The organism is Aeromonas dhakensis (assembly GCF_002285935.1).
Taxonomy (GTDB): Bacteria; Pseudomonadota; Gammaproteobacteria; order Enterobacterales; family Aeromonadaceae; genus Aeromonas; species Aeromonas dhakensis.
Genome location: NZ_CP023141.1, coordinates 3,042,440 through 3,059,213 on the forward strand (window position 1 = coordinate 3,042,440; position 16,774 = coordinate 3,059,213).

Below are 16,774 nucleotides of genomic sequence, written 5' to 3' on the forward strand. Positions count from 1 at the left end.
TCGGCAACTAGCCGGGATCTAGCAGGGATCGGGCCAACTGACGCTCAGCATGCTGCCGGCTCACGCCGGCCGCCTGCCAGGGGGTTGGATGGCAAGGCGCTGTGCAAATTGCGCCGGCCGGGCTGCAAAACGCAAAAATCAGATTCATTTTGGGCCTGATGTGCGTTGCTGTGAAGGTCGAGAGCGCGACATGCAGGGCTGCACGGGGAATTGCACCGGCTGGCGTGCCCCTTGCATTGGCTGACCACAGATGACCCAAGATCCGTTGCCTGGTGGCTGGGAGGCCCTATGAGACTCGGAGTAAACCAGATAGCCATGCTCTATTACGCCGCCGGCCTCTTGTTGATGAAGGGGATCTCCCTACTGATGCTGCCGGTGCTGACCCACCTGCTGGCGCCCCGGGAGTATGGCCAGCTGGAAGTGCTCTTGACCATCATCAACCTGGGCTCCCTCATCCTGGGGTTCGGGCTGGTGGACGCCCTCTACCGCTTCGCCGGGATGGCGGCAGATGAGGGCGAGCGCAAGCAGGTGGTGGCGCGGGTGTTTGGCCTGGTCTGGATCATCGCCCTGGCCAGCCTGGTACTGCTCTGGTGGCTGGCGCCCCTGGTGCAGCAACTGCTGCCAACCGAAACCCGCCTTGCCGATGTGCGCTGGGTGCTCAGCGCCCTGCCGTTTGAGGGGGTGATCGGGGTGCCGCTGGCCTGGCTGCGGATGCGCAATCAGGCCCGCCTCTTCTTCGTGGCCACCGCCGGCAAGGCGGTGATCCAGTCCCTGCTGACCGCCTGGTGGCTCTGGCTTGGCTGGGGTGTGAGCGGGGTACTCGCCTCTGGCACCCTCACCTGTGTCGCGCTGGCGCTGCTGCTGAGCCTCTGGCAGTGGCGCGATGGTGGCATCCGCTTTGACTGGCAACACTATCGCCCCCTGCTGCGCTACGGCCTGCCGCTGGTGGTGAGCGGGCTGGCGGGCTTTGCCCTGAGCGGGCTGGATCGCTGGCTGCTGGCCGAGCACGTCGGCGAGGCCCTGCTGGCCTACTACGCGGTGGCGGGCAAGCTGGCGCTGGCGGTGGGGCTCTTGCTGCAGCCCTTCGCCCTCTGGTGGTATCCGCGCCGCTTCATGCTGCTCAAGGAGCCGGACGGCCTGCGTCTGAACGCCCACTACAGCGTGCTGGGCTCCGTGCTGGGATTTGCCACCGCCGGGGTGGTGGGGCTCACCGCCCCCCTGCTTATTCGCTGGCTCACCCCGGAGAGTTACCACGGAGCCATCGCCTATATCCCGCTGCTGGTGCTGGGGATGGCGGTGCGCAACGTCTCTGACCTGCTCAACGTCGGCTGCTTCAGCGGCGAAGAGAGCAAGGCCCAGATGGTTATCAATCTGGGATGCAGTTTGCTCGGCGTCCTTGGCTTTTTGCTCGCCATTCCGCATTTCGGGGTGGCCGGGGTGATCTGGACCCTGCTGCTGGTCTACCTGGTGCGCGCGCTCGCTTTCTATCTGGTGAGCCAGCGGTTGCTGCCCTTGCCATATCGCCTCTCGGCGCTGTGGGCGAGCGGTGCCGGCTCCCTTGCCATGATGTGGCTCGGTCAGTGGTGGGCAGAGCAATGGGCCGCCTGAGCCACGCCCTCTGGGGGCTGACCGCCACCCTGCTGGTGGCCGGGCTCTGGTGGCGGCTGCCGCACCCGCTGCTGCTGCCGGTGCTGGGGCTGGCCATTCCCGCCATCTGGTTTGCCCTGCGCTGGCCGTTTCTGATGGTGCTGGGGTTCGTTACCTTCTCGTTTTTCCGGCTGCACGAGGTGTTTCCCCAGCTCTATCCCCTCAAGATCCCGCTGCTCTTCTCGCTGGCGGCGATTGGTGCCCTGGTTTGGCACACCCTGCTGACCGGTCGCATCAGGCCCTACTGGAGCCAGCCCCTCAGCTGGTTGACCGCCTTTTTCATCGTCGTCTCCATCGGGGTGCTGTTTGCCAGCAACCGGGGGGAGGCGATCGCCACCTGGACCGGCAGCTACAGCAAGATCTACCTGATGACGCTGGCCACCGCCTGGCTGGTACGCAGGCCGGAGGACTTCGCCCTGGCGGTGCGGGCCTTCGTGGTGGCTGGCTGCATGGTGGCGCTGGTGGCGCTCTACAACAAGAGCAGCGGCATCGGGCTGGTGGAGGGGACCCGGGTCACCATAGGGCGCGAGCTTGGCTCGGTGCTGGGGGATCCCAACGATCTGGCGCTGGTGCTGCTGTTTCCCGCCGGCTTCTCCTTGAGCCTGCTGCTCAACCAGAACGGCCTGGCCGGGCGCATCCTGGGGGCGGTGGGGTTCGTGCTGGTGGCTGCCGCCATCATCGCCACTCAGAGCCGCGGCGGCCTGCTCGGGATCTGCGCGGTGAGCGGCATTTTTGCCTGGCAGCGGGTGCAGTCGAAAACCGTGCTGATCCTGTGCGGCACCCTGGCGCTGCTGGTGCTGTTCGCCGCTGCCGGGATAAGCGACAGGGCCTCTGGCGGGGCGGCGGAGAGCGGGGTGGATGCCTCGGCCATGGGCCGCCTCTACGCCTGGCAGGCCGCCTGGGGCATGGCGCTGGCCCATCCGATCATCGGGGTGGGGCTCTCCAACTTCTACTACAACTACTTCTTCTTCAGCCCCCACTGGGACGGCCTCAACCACGCGGTGCACTCCACCTGGTTCGGGGTGCTGGCGGAGACCGGCTTCGTGGGGCTGTTCATCTTCATCGGCATGGTGGTGGTCACCCTCTACCGGACCTGGCGCTGCTCACTGGATGGCATGCCTCCTGCAGTAGTGACTGCCATGCAGGGGGTGATGGCGAGCATGGTGGGGTTCGTCGTCTCGGGATCCTTCCTGACCCAGGGCTTTACCTGGCCCATCTATCTGGAGCTGTCGCTGGCGGTGGCAGCCATCAAATATGTCCGGCAGGCCAGAGAAACGGAAATGGCCATGGCCGAGACGAAGCGGGATAAACCAAACAAGGGAGCTGAGTCATGAGCGCAACCCCCATTTTGCTGGTGCATTACGGCGAGAACTGGATCCGTGGCAGCGAGCGCTGCCTGCTGGATCTGCTGGCCCACCTGGATCGCAGCCGCTTTGCCCCCCTGCTCTGGTGCAACAGCCAGCAGCTGGCAGAGGAGGCCGCCCTGCTCGGGGTGAAGGCGGTGGTCGAGCCCTTTGCCCTGCTGCTGGGCTGGCAGGCTCCCCGCTTCGATCTGGCCGCCCATCGGGCCCTGTGCCAGCGGGCGCAGGCGCTGATAAGCGAGCATGGCATCACTCTGGTGCACGCCAACAGCGCCGCCCCCTGCCAGTGGCTGGCCGGGGTGTGCCGCAAGATGAAGGTGCCCCTGGTGTGCCATCTGCACGCCCGTTATCAGCCCAGAGACAGGTTTACCCTCCGGGTGCATCAGGCCAACGTGCTGATCGGGGTGAGCCAGCCGGTGCTGGCCCCCTGGCGGGAAGATGGCTGCGAGCACAGACGGCTGGTTCACATCGCCAACGGGGTGGATGGGGTGCGGCTCAACCGTGACGCGCCTTGGCCCGTCAGCAGCCTGCCCGGGCTGCCTGAGGGAGAGCTGATCCTGGCCACCATAGGGTCGCTGATCAAGCGCAAGGGGGTGGACCTGCTGATCCGCTCCCTGGCAGAGCTCTGCGCTCAGGGGGGCAAGGCGCAGCTGCTGGTTGTCGGCAGCGGCCCCGAACTGGCCGCGCTCACGGCATTGGCCGCTGAACTGGGAGTGGCCGAGCGGGTGCACTTTCTCGGCGAGCGGCCTGACAGCGCCGCCATCCTGCGCGGCGGGGTGGATCTGCTGGTCTCCGGTGCCCGCGAGGAGGTGTTCGGCCTGACCCTGGCCGAGGCCGGCACCCTGGGGCTGCCGGTCAGTGCCTATCGGGTGGGGGGGATCCCCGAGGTGGTGGAACACACGGTTACGGGCCTTCTGGCCGATCCCGGTGATTGGCGCCAGATGGCTGCCCACTGGCAGCGGCTGGGCGATGCCGGATTGCGCTATCGGCTGGGGCGGGCGGGGCAATTGCGCGCCAGCCAGCTGTTCACGGTCAAACGCTATGTGGAGAAGGTGAGCGAGCTCTGGTCGGCGGCCCTCTCGGGGCGCTGGGACAATCCCGATCTCCCCCCCTACGGGCGCATGGTGCGCTGGCTCGGCCAGCGGCTGCTGGCCAGGGTGGGTCTTGCGGGGGAAGGGGGGCTGCTTGGCGGGCGCAGGGCGGCGATCGGGTCGGATGAAGGAGCACCATCATGAAGCCGCACCATGAGTCGACTGCTGGCAAGGCCGGGCAGGGGGAGACGCTGCTGGTGGTGGATCCCATCTCTTTTCGCGGCGGCTCCAAGGTGGCCACCGAGGTGATCCTGGCGGGGCTGGCCGACCGCCTGCCGGCCCTGGCGCTGCATGTCCTGACGCCGGACTTGGACTCCTGGCCCGGATGTCGTCACCATTCGCTCTGGGTGCCCGCCTTGCTGCGGGGGCGCGAGTCGGGCCTGGGGTATCTGCTCAAGCAGGGGTGGCAGAGCCTGATGATCCTCTGGCTGATATGGCGGCTGGGGGAGGTGCGCGGCCTGCTGGCGGCCTCCGGCCCCGGGGTGGATCTCTGCTGCTACTGGGCTGCCCGGATCGCGGGGATCCCGGTGGTGCAGCTTATTCACGGCCCGGTGGGCTGCTCCGGCATGTCGGCAAGGGCCCTGTGGCGCGCCAGCCAGGTCTTCTATCTGGAGGCCGCCCGCTCCTCGCTCTCGGCCCTGATCGCCCGCCTTGGCGAGCGTGACTTTCCGCCCCGCTGGCAGCCCTTCATCAACGGACTGTGCGAGGCGAGCTGGCCCACGGCCACGACCGGCGGAACCGGCATCTTGTGGGCCGCCTCCTTGCTCAAGTGGAAAGGGCTGGAGACCATGCTGGCGGCGCATCAGCAGTTTGCCGAGCCCCGTGCGCCGCTGACTGTCTGCTATCTGCAACCGCGAAACATACTGCAACCTTGCAGTGAACCCCAGCCAGATCTGCCCGATACCCGCTGGCATGAAAACCCCGGCAACCTTGACGAGATCAGGGCCGGCTGCGGCATCTTCGTCTCCACCAGCCATCAGGAGCCCTTCGGCCTCTCCATCCTGGAGGCCATGGCCGCCGGCCTGTGCGTGGTCATTCCGACAGATGGGGCCTGGTGGGATCGCCACCTGACCGACGGGGTTAACTGCCGCAAATATCAGCCGGACAGCGCCGATGAACTGGCGCGCGTGCTGGCGGCGCTGCAGGAGGCCCCCGCTGTGGCCATGGCCATAGGGGACAATGCCAGGCTGCATGCGGCGGCGCATTACAAGGCGAGCGAGACGGGCAGAGAGATGGTGGAGGGGCTGGCACGACTGCTTGAGCGGGCCGAGCCTGAGTGCGCCGCGAAGCGCCCTGGCCCGGCGCTGTAGCGGCGCGTCACTCGATCCTTCGCATCGCGGCCTTGCCCGGGCCTTGACCTTATGGCAGGTCCGGCTCGCTCATGCTGGCGACTGTCTGCCAGAAGGCGTCGATCAGCGGCCCCTTACTGTGGGGCGGGCGAATAAGGCCTATGGTCCAGCAGGCTTCCCCCTCGGTCAGCGGCAGGGTCAGCACGTCCGGGTGCTCTATGGTGGTGGAGGAGGGGACCAGGGTCCAGGCGATATCGGCGGCGGCGGTGGCAACGCCGGCGGCGAAGTCGTTGACGTACTGGATGTCGCGAAAACGCAGCCCGCTCTGGGCCAGGTAGTGCATCAGGTGATCGTAGAACGAGGGGGCCTTGTCCCGGCGCAGGATCGCCAGCGGTTTGTCCACCAGATCAGCCAGCTTGCTCACGCCGGCGTAACTGGCGGGCAGCACGGCGACAAAATGGGCCCGCACCACCGGCAGACACGGCCACCCCTTGGGGGCGGGCAGGCGGCAGAAGCCGAGATCCAGCTTGCCCTCGCTCAGTGCCAGCAACTGATGGTGGGTGGAGAGATCGTTGAGCTCTATGGTCACCTGGGGGCGTTCGGCCCGAAATTGCGCGATGGCGGCGGGCACCAGCAGCTTGGTGGCAACGCCGAAGCCGATGCGCAGGGTGCCGCTGTTGCCGGCCAGCACGTCGCGGGCGCTGCGTGCTAGCTGCTCGCTGGCCGCCACCAGGGCGCGGGCATCCTCATAGAGGGCGCGCCCCAGCACGGTGAGACGGGTGCTGCTTGCATTGCGCTCGAACAGCTCGCCGCCCAGCTCCTCTTCCAGCCGCCGGATCTGCTTGCTCAGCGCCGACTGGGTGACGTGCTGGCGCACCGCCGCCTGACCGAAGTGCAATACCTCCCCCAGGGTGACGAAGGCCTTCAGATCCCGCAACTCCATGTCGGCTCCTGTGATTCCTGTTAGGAATGTTGAATGGTTAAATTTGTCATTGGACGGAATTTTAGAACTGTTCGATGCTAATGCCAATTCCATTGGGCGCCGCCAGTCGGCGCGATAAAGGTGGCAGGTGCCACCGCCGCAGAAGGAGCAACCCCAGATGCATCACCACAAGTTCAACGACTTCCCGCAAGATTTTCTGTGGGGCGCCGCCTCCGCCGCCTATCAGGTGGAAGGGGGCTGGGACGCCGATGGCAAGGGGCCCTCGGTGTGGGATCTGTTCACCAAGCTGCCGGGCAAGACCTTTGAGGGGAGCAACGGCGACGTGGCGGTGGATCACTACCACCGCATGGAGGAGGACGTGGCGCTGATGGCCGAGATGGGGCTCAAGGCCTATCGCTTCTCGGTGAGCTGGCCGCGCATCTACCCGACTGGCCGTGGCGAGGTGAACGAGGCGGGGCTCGCCTTCTATGAAAAACTCATCGATACCCTGCTGGCCCACCAGATTGAGCCGGTGCTCACCCTCTATCACTGGGACCTGCCCCAGGCGCTGCAGGATGAATACGGCGGCTGGGAAGACAGACGCATCATCGCCGATTTCGAGCGCTACTGCGTGACCCTCTACCAGCGTTTTGCCGGCAAGGTGAAGTACTGGGTGTCGCTCAACGAGCAGAACTACAACCTGACCAACGCCTATCAGCTCGGCACCCATCCGCCCGCGGTGCAGGATCGCAAGCGCTTCTTTGCCGCCAACCACATCGCGTTTCTGGCCAACGCCCGGGTCATCAAGGCGTTTCGCCAGCACGTGCCGGGGGGACTGATCGGCCCAAGCTTTGCGTATTCTCCCGCCTATCCGGCCTCGTGCGATCCCAAAGACATGCTGGCTTACGAGAATGCCGAGGAGTTCACCAACCTCTGGTGGCTGGATGCCTACTGCTTCGGCCGCTACCCCCAGGCGGCGCTCGCCTATTTGCGGGAAACCGGCGAGGCGCCGGAGATCCTGCCGGGCGATCTCGAGCTGTTGCGGGAAGGAACCCCCGACTACATAGGCGTCAACTACTACTACACCCTGACCTATACCGACAACCCGCTCGGCGGCCAGACGATGCAGCGCATCAACACCACGGGCAAGAAGGGCACTACGCCGCCAAGCGGCATTCCCGGCCTCTACAAGACGGCCCCCAACCCGCACCTGGAGACCAGCAACTGGGACTGGGCCATCGATCCGACCGGGATGCGCATCGCCCTGCGCCGGCTCTCCTCCCGTTACGGCCTGCCGCTGATGATCACCGAGAACGGCCTCGGCGAGTTCGACAAGCTGGTAGAGGGAGATCGGGTGCACGACGACTACCGCATCGACTATCTGCGCAGCCACGTCAAGGCGTGCCAGGAGGCGCTGCAGGACGGGGTGGAGCTGCTGGGCTATTGCGCCTGGTCGTTCACCGACATCCTGAGCTGGCTCAACGGCTACCAGAAGCGCTACGGCTTCGTCTATGTTGAGCGGGACGAGCAGGGGGGCTCCCTGCGCCGGCTCAAGAAGGACAGCTTCTACTGGTACCAGACGGTGATAAGCTCGGGCGGCAAGACACTGTAACCAAATCCATCCCCTCGATGGCCCCGCCAACTGGCGGGGCCCGTTTTTTTTGTCCGTCTGCCGGGCCGACCCACGCCGCATCCAGGCATGGCACTTGCCGGATTGATCCAACTCATCTTCTTATCAATTAGCGTGTGCGGATGGCGGCTGCAAACCGGCGGGAGGGGCAATCTGGTTTAGATTCAATATGTTTACGCGGCCCCGAAGAGGGATCTATCACCTTGGCAGAGGTGGAAGCGCATCATGCACCACAACAGCTCTCATCCCCGCTGCGGCGGGCTGGTTGCCCAGCAGGTTGATCTGCGCCAGCTGGTATACGCCCTGTCGGCGTCGCTGGATTTGGTCGGCATCGGCGATGTGGCACACGGCAAGCGGGTCGGCATCATGGCCGCCGAGTGTGGCAAGGCACTGGGGGCCGGTGAGAGCGAGCAGGCCTGCCTGTTCGAGCTGGGGGTGCTGCACGACATCGGCGTCTCCTCCACCTTCATCCACAGCCATCTGGTCAGCGAGTTCGACTGGGAGTCTTCCCAGCGTCATTGCGAGGTCGGTTACGATCTGCTCAAGGATTTCCCGCCGCTGGCCCCGCTGGCGGAGCCCATCCGCTATCACCACACCCACTGGCATCAACTTGTTCGGCAGCAGGGGGTGACGGCCACGGTGCGGCGCCAGGCCAACCTCATCTTTCTGGTGGACCGGGTCGATGCCCTGGCGGCCCCGCATTATGGGGACGGCTCCCTGCTGATGCACACCCAGGAGATCCGGCAGCGGATCGAGGCGTGCGCCGGCGAGTTCTTCGACCCCGAGCTGGTGGCGGCCTTTTTGCGGGCCTCCCTGCCGGAGGCGTTCTGGCTGCAGCTGGAGGGGCGCGCCATCACCGACTACATGCGCGGCATGCTGAGCGAGCGGGAGCCCTGCCTCACCAGCAACGGCGAGCTTAAGCAGCTGGCGCGCATCTTTTCGGCCATCGTCGATGCCAAGAGCCCCTTCACCGTGGCCCACTCCCTCGGGGTGGCCAGGCTGGCGCGGCGGCTGGCCCAATGGATGGGGATTGAGGAGGGACGCTGCGAGCAGCTGGAGATCGCCGGGCTGCTGCACGATCTCGGCAAGCTGCGGGTACCCGACGAGATCCTCGACAAGGCGGGAAAACTCGATGAGCGGGAGCGGGCCATCATCAACACCCACAGCTTTGAAACCTATCAGATTTTGCGCCACATCGACGGCTTCGAGGAGATTGCCCTGTGGGCCTCCTATCACCACGAGGAGCCCAATGGCTGCGGCTACCCCTTCCACCTGACCGCCGAGGCGATGCCGCTGGAGGCGAGGATCTTGCGGGTGGCCGACATCTTCCAGGCCATGGTGCAGCACAGACCCTACCGGGCGGGGCTGAGCGCCGACGCGGCGCTCGCATTCTTGCAACAGCTGGCGAGCCAGGGGCGGGTCGATGTCGACGCCGTGGCTACCCTGGCGGCGCACCTGCCCGAGGCCCATCAGGCCGCCAGCGGTCAGACCCAGGCGGCCCAGAGAGTCCTCGGCGTCGGTGAGCGGACGCCTTAGAGGAACATGCCGCCGGAGGCCTCGATGCGCTGGGCATTGATCCAGCGGCTGTCGGGGGAGAGCAGGGCGGCGATGACGCCGCCGATGTCCTCCGGCTGGCCCACCCGACCCAGCGCCGTCTGGCTGGCGATGAAGTCGTTGACCGCCTGATTGTCCCGCACCACACCCCCGCCAAAATCGGTCTCGATGGCCCCCGGCGCCACCACGTTGACGGCGATGCCGCGCGGCCCCAGCTCCTTGGCCAGATAGCGGGTCAGCACCTCGACCCCTCCCTTCATGGCCGCATAGGCGGCATAACCGGGCAGCGCGAAGCGGGTCAGCCCGCTCGACAGGTTGAGGATGCGCCCGCCATCGCGCAGAAGCGGCAGCAACTGCTGAGTCAGAAAGAAGACCCCCTTGAGGTGAATGTTGAACAGGGTGTCGAACTGCTGCTCGCTGGTCTGCTCGATGCTGGCGTGAATGCCGATGCCGGCGTTGTTGACCAGAAAATCGAACCGATCCCGCTGCCACGCGCCCAGCTGCTCGCGCACCTGGCTGGCGAAGGCGGCAAAGCTGCTGCTGTCGGCCACATCGAGGGGCAGGGCATGGGCCCTGACGCCGAGGGCGGTCGCCTCGGCCACCACGGCCGCCGCTTCATCGGCCTGACTGCGATAGGTGATGATGAGGTCGATGCCGCGGGCGGCGAGGGCCAGCGCCGCCTGTTTGCCAAGGCCGCGGCTGGCGCCGGTGATGAGTGCGATGGGATGGGTCATGAGAGGACTCCTGTCTGTGGTCATGGGCTCGGGATGAGCCGGTGTGATCACTCTATTGCCCGTTGTTGATTGGATAAATAAGGCGATAATGAATGCACTGTTCCGATTAGCGAGACAATGGCGCCATGGATCAACTGGATGCGATGAGGATGTTTGTGCGGGTGGCGGAGCTGGAGAGCTTTACCCGCAGTGCCGAACAGTTAGGAGTCCCCAAGGCGACGCTCTCGGCGGCCATCCGCCGGCTGGAGGAGCAGATGGGTACCCGCTTGCTGCAGCGCACCACCCGGCGGGTGCAGCTGACCACGGATGGCCGGCTCTGTTACGCCCGTTGTCAGGATCTGCTGGCGGACATGGAGGAGTTCAACGGGCTGTTTCGCCAGCAGGGGAAGCTGAGCGGTCAGCTGCGGGTGGACATGCCGGGCCGGATGGCCCGCCATCTGGTGATGCCGGCGCTGCCCGCCTTTCTGGCGGCGCATCCCGCCTTGCAGTTGATGTTGAGCAGCACGGACCGGCGGGTCGACCTGGTGCGGGAGGGGTTTGACTGCGTGATCCGGGTCGGGGCGCTTGAGCCCTCCAGCCTGGTGGCGCGCCCCCTCGGCCACTACCGCCAGATCAACTGCGCCAGCGCCGCCTATCTGGCCCGCTACGGGACGCCCCGCAGCCTGAGCGAGCTGAGCGGCCATCGGCTGGTGCACTATGGCAGCAGCAGCGGGCCCAGAGAGAGCGGTTTCGAGTATCTGCAGGCAGACGGCTCGCGCGCCGTGCTGGCGATGAGCGGGGCGCTCACGGTGAACGACAGCGAATCCTATCTGGCGGCGGCGCTGGCCGGGCTTGGCATCATCCAGCAGCCGCGAGTCGGGGTGGAGCCACTGCTGGCCAGCGGCGAGCTGGTGGCCATCCTGCCAAAGTGGCAGGCGCCCCCGCTGCCCATTCACGCCCTCTATGCCCATCGCCGTCAGCTGGCCCCTAGGGTGCAGGCCTTCATCCAGTGGCTGAGCGGCATCCTGGCGTCAGCGCTGGGCCCCGACGGCCCGCGCGATGGCCTGGCGACGCTGGCAGGGATGGACGCAGCCGATTGATGGCTTGACGCTAATCCCCACCTGCGGCGGGTCTCTCTATGGCTGCCATCGACAATCCCGGTTTGGCGCCGGCCGGGTGGCTTGGCATAATGGCGCCCCACACGGGTTGGCCGCCCCTTTGCTGCGCGGCCAGACCCAGCAACAGTGCAGAGGAGATGTGATGAAATTTATCGGAGCCCACGTCAGTGCGGCCGGCGGGGTGGAAAACACCATCGCCCGCGCCCAGGCCATCGGGGCCAACGCCTTCGCCCTGTTTACCAAGAACCAGCGCCAGTGGCAGGCGGCGCCGCTCTCCGAGACCAGCATCCGCGCCTTCAAGCTGGCCTGCGAGAAGGGGGGCTTTCGCCCCGAGCAGATCCTGCCCCACGACAGCTACCTCATCAATCTGGGTCATCCCGACCCCGATGGCCTCGCCAAGTCCCGCGATGCCTTTCTGGATGAGATGAAGCGCTGTGAACAGCTGGGGCTTTGCTACCTCAATTTTCATCCGGGCAGCCACCTGAAGCAGATCCCGGAGGCGGCCAGCCTCAAGCTGGTGAGCGAATCCATCAACTGGGCGCTGGAGCGCAGCGAAGGAGTGACGGCGGTGATCGAGAACACCGCCGGCCAGGGCACCAACCTCGGCTGGTCGTTCGAGCACCTGGCCACCATCATCGACGGGGTGGAAGACAAGAGCCGGGTCGGCATCTGCTTTGACACCTGCCACGCCTTTGCCGCCGGCTACGATCTGCGCACCGCGGAGAGTTGTGCTGCCGTCTTTGCCGAGTTCGACCGGACGGTAGGCTTCCAGTACCTGAAGGGGATGCATATCAACGGTGCCAAGTGCACCTTCGGCAGCCGGGTCGATCGTCACCACAGCCTGCGCGAGGGGAACCTGGGGGAGGCGGTGTTCCATCACATCATGAATGATCATCGCTTCGACGGCATTCCGCTGATCCTGGAGACCATTGACGAGTCCATCTGGGGCGACGAGATCCGCTGGTTGCGCAGCCTGGCGCAGGCGTGATGATTGACCGGCAGAGCGCATAAGGAGACAAGGATGCAAGAGAGAACAAGCGAGCAGCCGCTGCGCTGGGGCGTTGCCGGCGCGGGGGCCATCGCCCGTCGTTTTTGTCAGGATGTGAACGGACACGCCAGTGGCAGCCGGGTGGTGGCGATCGCCGCCCGTGATCAGGGGCGGGCGCAGGCCTTTGCCGACGAGCAGGGCTTGCTCCACGCCCACGGCAGCTATCAGGCGCTGGCGGCGGATCCCCAGGTGGAGGCGGTCTACGTGGCGGTGATCCACCCGGAGCACGCCGCCCTGATCGAACTCATGCTGCTGGCGGGCAAGCACGTGCTGGTGGAAAAGCCGGCGGTGACTCGCGTCGCAGATTGGGATCGGCTGGTACGGCTCGCCGCCGAGCGGGACCTGCTGCTGATGGAGGCGATGAAGGTGATGTGCTTCCCCGCCATGCGCGAATTGCTGAGGTGGCTCATTGCACTGCCGGCCCCCGACAGGCTAAAGGCGGCCTTCGGCTCGGTGCAGACGCGGGACGGCAAGCTGTTCGATCCGGCGCTGGATGGCGGCGCCGCCTGGGATGTGGGGGTCTACCCGCTCTGGCTCTATGCCGCCCTCTGTCACCAGCTGGGGCTGGCGGCGGGTGAGCCCGAGGTCACGCTGTCTCGCCGTGAGGGCGAGGTGGATGAAGCCGCCCGCTTTGCTTTCGCCGGCCCGCTCAAGGCCGAGCTGGTTGCCTCCATCGTCGCGGATCTCGACAAGTCGGCCTGGTTGTCCGGGCCCGGCTGGGCGCTGGAGCTGGTGGGCAAGTGGTGGAATCCCCAGCAGATCGTCTGGCTTGGCGGCGCCCCCTTGCCGGCCTGGCCCCACGACATCGCGCTGCCGGTGGCGGGCGGTGGCATGCAGCACGAGGCGGATCACTTTGCCGCCTGCGTGAGGGCGGGCATGACCGACTCCCCCTGGGTGCCGCAGGCACTGACCAGACAGGTGCTGGGCTGGGTCGAGCGGGGATTGCTGCCTGCTGAATGCTGAGTCACAAGGCAGAATGACCAAGAGGGAGAGCCAGGGCTCTCCCTCTTCCATTGCTGCCGATACCCGGTGGCAAGTGCCATGCCGGGCAATATGCTGCTCGATCATCCCATTGACTCAGGTGCTGCGGATCTGGCTGGGCAACACATCCTCCTGGGCGCGGCAAAATTGCAGAAAGCGGCGCAGGGCGGCGGAGTGATACTTCTGCCGGTGCCAGATGAGGGAGAGCTGACGGGGGAAGCGACGGGCGAGGGGCAGGGCCACCAGACGACCCGCCTGCAGCCGATCCGACACCGCCAGGTGGGAGATGAAGGAGATGCCGAGCCCCTTCTCGACCGCCAGCATCACCGCCTCCAGGGTGTTGAGCTCGAGCCCCGCCTGCCAGCGCGGCAGCTCGGGCTGGATCTGCTGCTCGAACTGCTCGCGGCTGCCGGACTGGGGCTCGCGCAGCACCCAGGTTTCGTCGCTCAGCTGGGCGAGGGAGAGGTGATGGCGGCCGGCGAGGGGGTGAGCGGGCTGGGCCACGATCAGCATCTCGTCGTGGAGCCAGGGCTCGCTGACCAGATCCGGGTGGTGGTTCTCCCCCTCGATCAGCGCCAGATCCAGCTCGAAGTTGGCCAGCAGGTGGCAGAGCTGGTGGGTGTTGGTGATGGTGACCCTGGGCGGCTGTCCCAGCTCCTGCTTGCTGGTGGCGAGCAGGGCCGGCAGCAGGTAGTTGCCTATGGTCTGGCTGGCGCCCAGACGCAGCTGGCCGCTCGGTTCGGCATCCGGGCTGAACAGGGTCTCGATGTCCTGCATCCTGGTCAGCAGCTCTTCGGCCGCCGGTTGCAGCAGGCGCCCCTCGTTGTTGAGCTGCAGCCTGGGGTGAATGCGATCGAACAGCGGAGTGGCGAGCTGACGCTCCAGCTCCTGCAACGACTGGGAGACGGCGCCCTTGCTCAGACACAGTTCATTGGCGGCCAGCCCCAGATTGCCGTAACGGGCGATGGTGGCAAAGACCTTGAGTTGTTGCAGGGTCAGCTTCATGTTTGGAAATCCTGAACGATTGATTTAATTCATTTAGATATCGTAAACGATGGCCGCTCATTATCCTATGCCCATCGTCTCTCATATGAGGTTTCAGACATGATCGCAAGAACCCGTCAATCCTTGGCCGCTGCTCCGACCCCCATGGCAGGACTGGCGCTCGGGATCGCCAGTCTCGGTTGGTGCTGGGAAAATGCCGGTCACTTCGATGGCCGCCTGCAGTTGCTGGGCGCCGCCGTTGCCGCCGTGCTGCTGGTGATCCTGACCTTCAAGTTTCTGCTGCACCCGCGCCTGCTGTGGCAGGATCTGGCTCACCCCGTGGTCGGCAGCGTGGTGCCCACCTATGCCATGGGCACCATGGTGGTCTCCAAGGCGATCGGCATGCTCAACGCCGGTCTGGGGGAGGGGCTCTGGCTGTTTGCAGTGCTGCTGCACCTGGGGTTCCTGGCCACCTTCGTCTGGCATCGGGCCAAACAGTTTGAGATTCACCACATGGTGCCGAGCTGGTTCGTGCCGCCGGTGGGGATCATAGTCGCTGACGTCGCTTTTCCGGGCGGCCAGTATGCCGCGCTGGCCAACGGCCTGCTCTGGTTCGGCATGCTCTGCTACGGCCTGATGCTGCCGCTGATGCTCTATCGCCTCATCTTCAGCCATGAAGTGCCGGATGCCGCCAAACCGACCATTGCCATCCTGGCGGCGCCTGCCAGTCTGTCACTGGCCGGCTACCTGACCGTGAGCGAGCAACCGTCTTTGCTGCTGGTAGCCGTGCTGCTGGGGATCGCCGTGCTGATGACCGGCATCATCTATCTGGCCTTCATCAAGCTGCTGCGTCTGCCATTCTCACCGGGCTACGCCGCCTTCACCTTCCCGCTGGTGATCGGTGCCACCGCCCTGTTCAAGGTGAGCCATCTGGTCGAACAGTGGCCCCAGGCGGCCGAGTACGTCGAGCAGATCCGGCTGCTGGCCCATTTCGAACTGGGCGCCGCCACCCTGATAGTCGGTTACGTGGCCCTGCGCTACCTGATGTTCTTCCTGCCGCTGGGCAGCGACGAGCTGGCATCCGGCATGGTTCGTCGCTAGGAAATGGCCGCAAGAGTGCCGGGATAAGGGGTCCGGTGAGCAGGTCCGCGCAAGACGGACGCCACCGAACAGATGACGACAAGGCGCTCCACCTCGGGTGGGGCGCTTTTTTTATGGTCTTGCCTGCGCAAACCGGCCCGCTTCGCGTGCCCCGACCGGGGTGGCACCTTCGCCAAAGCCATGATGAATTTAACTGGTATTACCTGTCAGGATGAATACAATGCAGCTCCCTTTCCCATGCTTGACCCCATCCATGTCTTCCCATGATCCCGTGTTTGACTCTCGTTTCGAGACCCGATTCCTGCATCCGCGTTACTGGTTCAGCTGGCTGGCGCTTGGCGTCCTGATGCTGCTGGCCTTCGTGCCGGTGAGACTGCGCGATCGGCTGGCCGCCGCCCTGGCGCCGCTGGTGTTTCGCATCTCGAAAAAGCAGGTCTACATCGCCAGAACCAACCTGGCCCTCTGTTTCCCGCAAAAGAGCGAGGCCGAGCGCGATGCCATCCTGATGACCTCGATCCGGGTCGGCCTCAAGAGCCTGCTCGGCTTTGGCGAATTCTCGGTGCGCAGCCCCGCCTATCTGATGAAGCGGATGCGGGTCACTGGCTGGGAACATATCGAGGCGGAGCAGGCGGCCGGCAGACCGGTGATCTTGGTGGTGCCCCATAGCTGGCCGGTGGACGCGGCCGGTTACTACTTCACCCGACGCGGGGTGCCCATGTGCACCATGATGAAACGGGCGCGCAACCCGGTGTTCGACTGGCATCTGAACCGTGCTCGTGCCCGCAATGGCTGCCGCGTCTATGAGCGCAGCGCCGGCATCAAGGCGGTGATCCGCACCATCAAGGAGGGGAACAGCTTCTTCTACCTGCCGGATCAGGATCATGGTCGCGAGAAGAGCATCTTCGCTCCCTTCTTCGGTCAGCCCAAGGCAACCCTGCCGGCCCTGCCGCGACTGGTGCAGGTGAGCGGTGCCAAGGCGGTGCCGCTGCTGGCCTGCTATGACGAGGCGCACCACTGCTACCGGCTGGAGATAGACGCCCCCTTTGACAACTATCCCACCGACGATGTGATGGCCGACACCTGCCGGATGAACGACATGGTGCAGCAGCAGCTCAGCCGGGATCCGGGCCAGTACATGTGGTTTCTCAAGATCTTCGACACCCGCGAGGATCAGGTCGGGCTGGATGGCCGCTACGAGGCGGGGATCCAGCGGATCCGTCGCGGGTTGCAGCCGCTCTCCTGATGAGCAATTCCTTGTTGGTACTATGGCCCTGCGGGGCCATTTTTATTGCCCCTCTGCCGGCTGGCAGGGCGAGGCGTCGAGCCGGCGCCTGC

Annotated in this window: 14 protein-coding genes; 11 read left to right on the top strand and 3 right to left on the bottom strand. The window is 65.6% G+C overall.

The window, feature by feature from the left end; all coding sequences use genetic code 11:
* Nucleotides 1-288: 288 nt before the first annotated feature.
* From CK627_RS14220 to CK627_RS14235, 4 genes are read left to right on the top strand one after another with little or no spacing between them, the layout of a single operon-like run.
* Nucleotides 289-1,608 carry a lipopolysaccharide biosynthesis protein gene (locus CK627_RS14220; protein ID WP_095592679.1) on the top strand — a complete coding sequence of 440 codons (1,320 nt, stop codon included), beginning with the start codon at nt 289-291 and terminating at the stop codon, nt 1,606-1,608.
* The gene (locus CK627_RS14225) at nt 1,596-2,981 is read left to right on the top strand and encodes an O-antigen ligase family protein (RefSeq protein WP_095592680.1); all 1,386 of its coding nucleotides are present in this window, start codon (nt 1,596-1,598) and stop codon (nt 2,979-2,981) included. Before CK627_RS14220 ends, CK627_RS14225 begins: the two co-directional genes overlap by 13 nt.
* On the top strand, nt 2,978-4,243 hold the full coding sequence (locus CK627_RS14230) for a glycosyltransferase family 4 protein (protein WP_095592681.1): 1,266 nt from the start codon (nt 2,978-2,980) through the stop codon (nt 4,241-4,243). Before CK627_RS14225 ends, CK627_RS14230 begins: the two co-directional genes overlap by 4 nt.
* Entirely contained in the window at nt 4,240-5,409 is a 1,170-nt protein-coding gene (locus CK627_RS14235) for a glycosyltransferase family 4 protein (RefSeq protein ID WP_095592682.1), read from the top strand. Before CK627_RS14230 ends, CK627_RS14235 begins: the two co-directional genes overlap by 4 nt.
* A 49-nt stretch (nt 5,410-5,458) precedes the next feature.
* Here CK627_RS14235 and CK627_RS14240 read toward each other — a convergent pair whose 3' ends face one another.
* Nucleotides 5,459-6,331 (bottom strand): LysR family transcriptional regulator, encoded by an 873-nt coding sequence (locus CK627_RS14240; protein WP_017764364.1) that lies wholly within the window; start codon nt 6,329-6,331, stop codon nt 5,459-5,461.
* A 157-nt stretch (nt 6,332-6,488) separates the two neighbouring features.
* On the opposite strand from CK627_RS14240, the gene CK627_RS14245 reads away from it, so the two are divergent.
* Both CK627_RS14245 and CK627_RS14250 read left to right on the top strand, forming a co-directional pair.
* Nucleotides 6,489-7,922: a glycoside hydrolase family 1 protein gene (locus CK627_RS14245; RefSeq protein ID WP_095592683.1), complete on the top strand. Its 1,434-nt coding sequence runs from the start codon at nt 6,489-6,491 to the stop codon at nt 7,920-7,922.
* A 243-nt stretch (nt 7,923-8,165) separates the two neighbouring features.
* Nucleotides 8,166-9,476 (top strand): HD-GYP domain-containing protein, encoded by a 1,311-nt coding sequence (locus CK627_RS14250; RefSeq protein ID WP_095592684.1) that lies wholly within the window; start codon nt 8,166-8,168, stop codon nt 9,474-9,476.
* Here CK627_RS14250 and CK627_RS14255 read toward each other — a convergent pair.
* The gene (locus tag CK627_RS14255; protein WP_095592685.1) at nt 9,473-10,228 is read right to left on the bottom strand and encodes an SDR family NAD(P)-dependent oxidoreductase; all 756 of its coding nucleotides are present in this window, start codon (nt 10,226-10,228) and stop codon (nt 9,473-9,475) included. The two genes, CK627_RS14250 and CK627_RS14255, sit on opposite strands and share 4 nt — an antisense overlap.
* Before the next feature lie 125 nt (nt 10,229-10,353).
* Here CK627_RS14255 and CK627_RS14260 point away from each other — a divergent pair, with 125 nt between their 5' ends.
* The 3 genes from CK627_RS14260 (at nt 10,354) to CK627_RS14270 (ending at nt 13,336) form a co-directional block, all read left to right on the top strand.
* Nucleotides 10,354-11,307: a LysR family transcriptional regulator gene (locus tag CK627_RS14260; protein ID WP_095592686.1), complete on the top strand. Its 954-nt coding sequence runs from the start codon at nt 10,354-10,356 to the stop codon at nt 11,305-11,307.
* 160 nt (nt 11,308-11,467) lie between these two features.
* Nucleotides 11,468-12,313, top strand: coding sequence for a deoxyribonuclease IV (gene nfo / locus CK627_RS14265; RefSeq protein WP_005301356.1), 846 nt, complete (start codon nt 11,468-11,470; stop codon nt 12,311-12,313).
* A gap of 33 nt (nt 12,314-12,346) precedes the next feature.
* Nucleotides 12,347-13,336, top strand: coding sequence for a Gfo/Idh/MocA family protein (locus CK627_RS14270; RefSeq protein WP_095592687.1), 990 nt, complete (start codon nt 12,347-12,349; stop codon nt 13,334-13,336).
* 114 nt (nt 13,337-13,450) lie between these two features.
* Here the strand turns inward: CK627_RS14270 and CK627_RS14275 are convergent, their stop codons facing one another.
* Nucleotides 13,451-14,359, bottom strand: a complete 909-nt coding sequence (locus CK627_RS14275; RefSeq protein ID WP_095592688.1) for a LysR substrate-binding domain-containing protein — start codon at nt 14,357-14,359, stop codon at nt 13,451-13,453.
* A 99-nt stretch (nt 14,360-14,458) separates the two neighbouring features.
* Between CK627_RS14275 and CK627_RS14280 the strand changes: the two genes are divergently transcribed.
* Nucleotides 14,459-15,439 carry a TDT family transporter gene (locus tag CK627_RS14280; RefSeq protein WP_095592689.1) on the top strand — a complete coding sequence of 327 codons (981 nt, stop codon included), beginning with the start codon at nt 14,459-14,461 and terminating at the stop codon, nt 15,437-15,439.
* Nucleotides 15,440-15,692: 253 nt separating this feature from the next.
* Nucleotides 15,693-16,682, top strand: coding sequence for a lauroyl-Kdo(2)-lipid IV(A) myristoyltransferase (lpxM, locus tag CK627_RS14285; RefSeq protein ID WP_017764371.1), 990 nt, complete (start codon nt 15,693-15,695; stop codon nt 16,680-16,682).
* Nucleotides 16,683-16,774: the final 92 nt, after the last annotated feature.

Bases quoted from the DNA above. Each gene is read 5' to 3' on its own strand.
- CK627_RS14225 (WP_095592680.1), top strand. From the start codon at position 1,596: ATGGGCCGCCTGAGCCACGCCCTCTGGGGGCTGACCGCCACCCTGCTG.
- lpxM (WP_017764371.1), top strand. From the start codon at position 15,693: ATGTCTTCCCATGATCCCGTGTTTGACTCTCGTTTCGAGACCCGATTC.
- nfo (WP_005301356.1), top strand. From the start codon at position 11,468: ATGAAATTTATCGGAGCCCACGTCAGTGCGGCCGGCGGGGTGGAAAAC.
- CK627_RS14245 (WP_095592683.1), top strand. From the start codon at position 6,489: ATGCATCACCACAAGTTCAACGACTTCCCGCAAGATTTTCTGTGGGGC.
- CK627_RS14270 (WP_095592687.1), top strand. From the start codon at position 12,347: ATGCAAGAGAGAACAAGCGAGCAGCCGCTGCGCTGGGGCGTTGCCGGC.
- CK627_RS14250 (WP_095592684.1), top strand. From the start codon at position 8,166: ATGCACCACAACAGCTCTCATCCCCGCTGCGGCGGGCTGGTTGCCCAG.
- CK627_RS14255 (WP_095592685.1), bottom strand. From the start codon at position 10,228: ATGACCCATCCCATCGCACTCATCACCGGCGCCAGCCGCGGCCTTGGC.
- CK627_RS14275 (WP_095592688.1), bottom strand. From the start codon at position 14,359: ATGAAGCTGACCCTGCAACAACTCAAGGTCTTTGCCACCATCGCCCGT.
- CK627_RS14220 (WP_095592679.1), top strand. From the start codon at position 289: ATGAGACTCGGAGTAAACCAGATAGCCATGCTCTATTACGCCGCCGGC.
- CK627_RS14260 (WP_095592686.1), top strand. From the start codon at position 10,354: ATGGATCAACTGGATGCGATGAGGATGTTTGTGCGGGTGGCGGAGCTG.
- CK627_RS14240 (WP_017764364.1), bottom strand. From the start codon at position 6,331: ATGGAGTTGCGGGATCTGAAGGCCTTCGTCACCCTGGGGGAGGTATTG.
- CK627_RS14280 (WP_095592689.1), top strand. From the start codon at position 14,459: ATGATCGCAAGAACCCGTCAATCCTTGGCCGCTGCTCCGACCCCCATG.
- CK627_RS14235 (WP_095592682.1), top strand. From the start codon at position 4,240: ATGAAGCCGCACCATGAGTCGACTGCTGGCAAGGCCGGGCAGGGGGAG.
- CK627_RS14230 (WP_095592681.1), top strand. From the start codon at position 2,978: ATGAGCGCAACCCCCATTTTGCTGGTGCATTACGGCGAGAACTGGATC.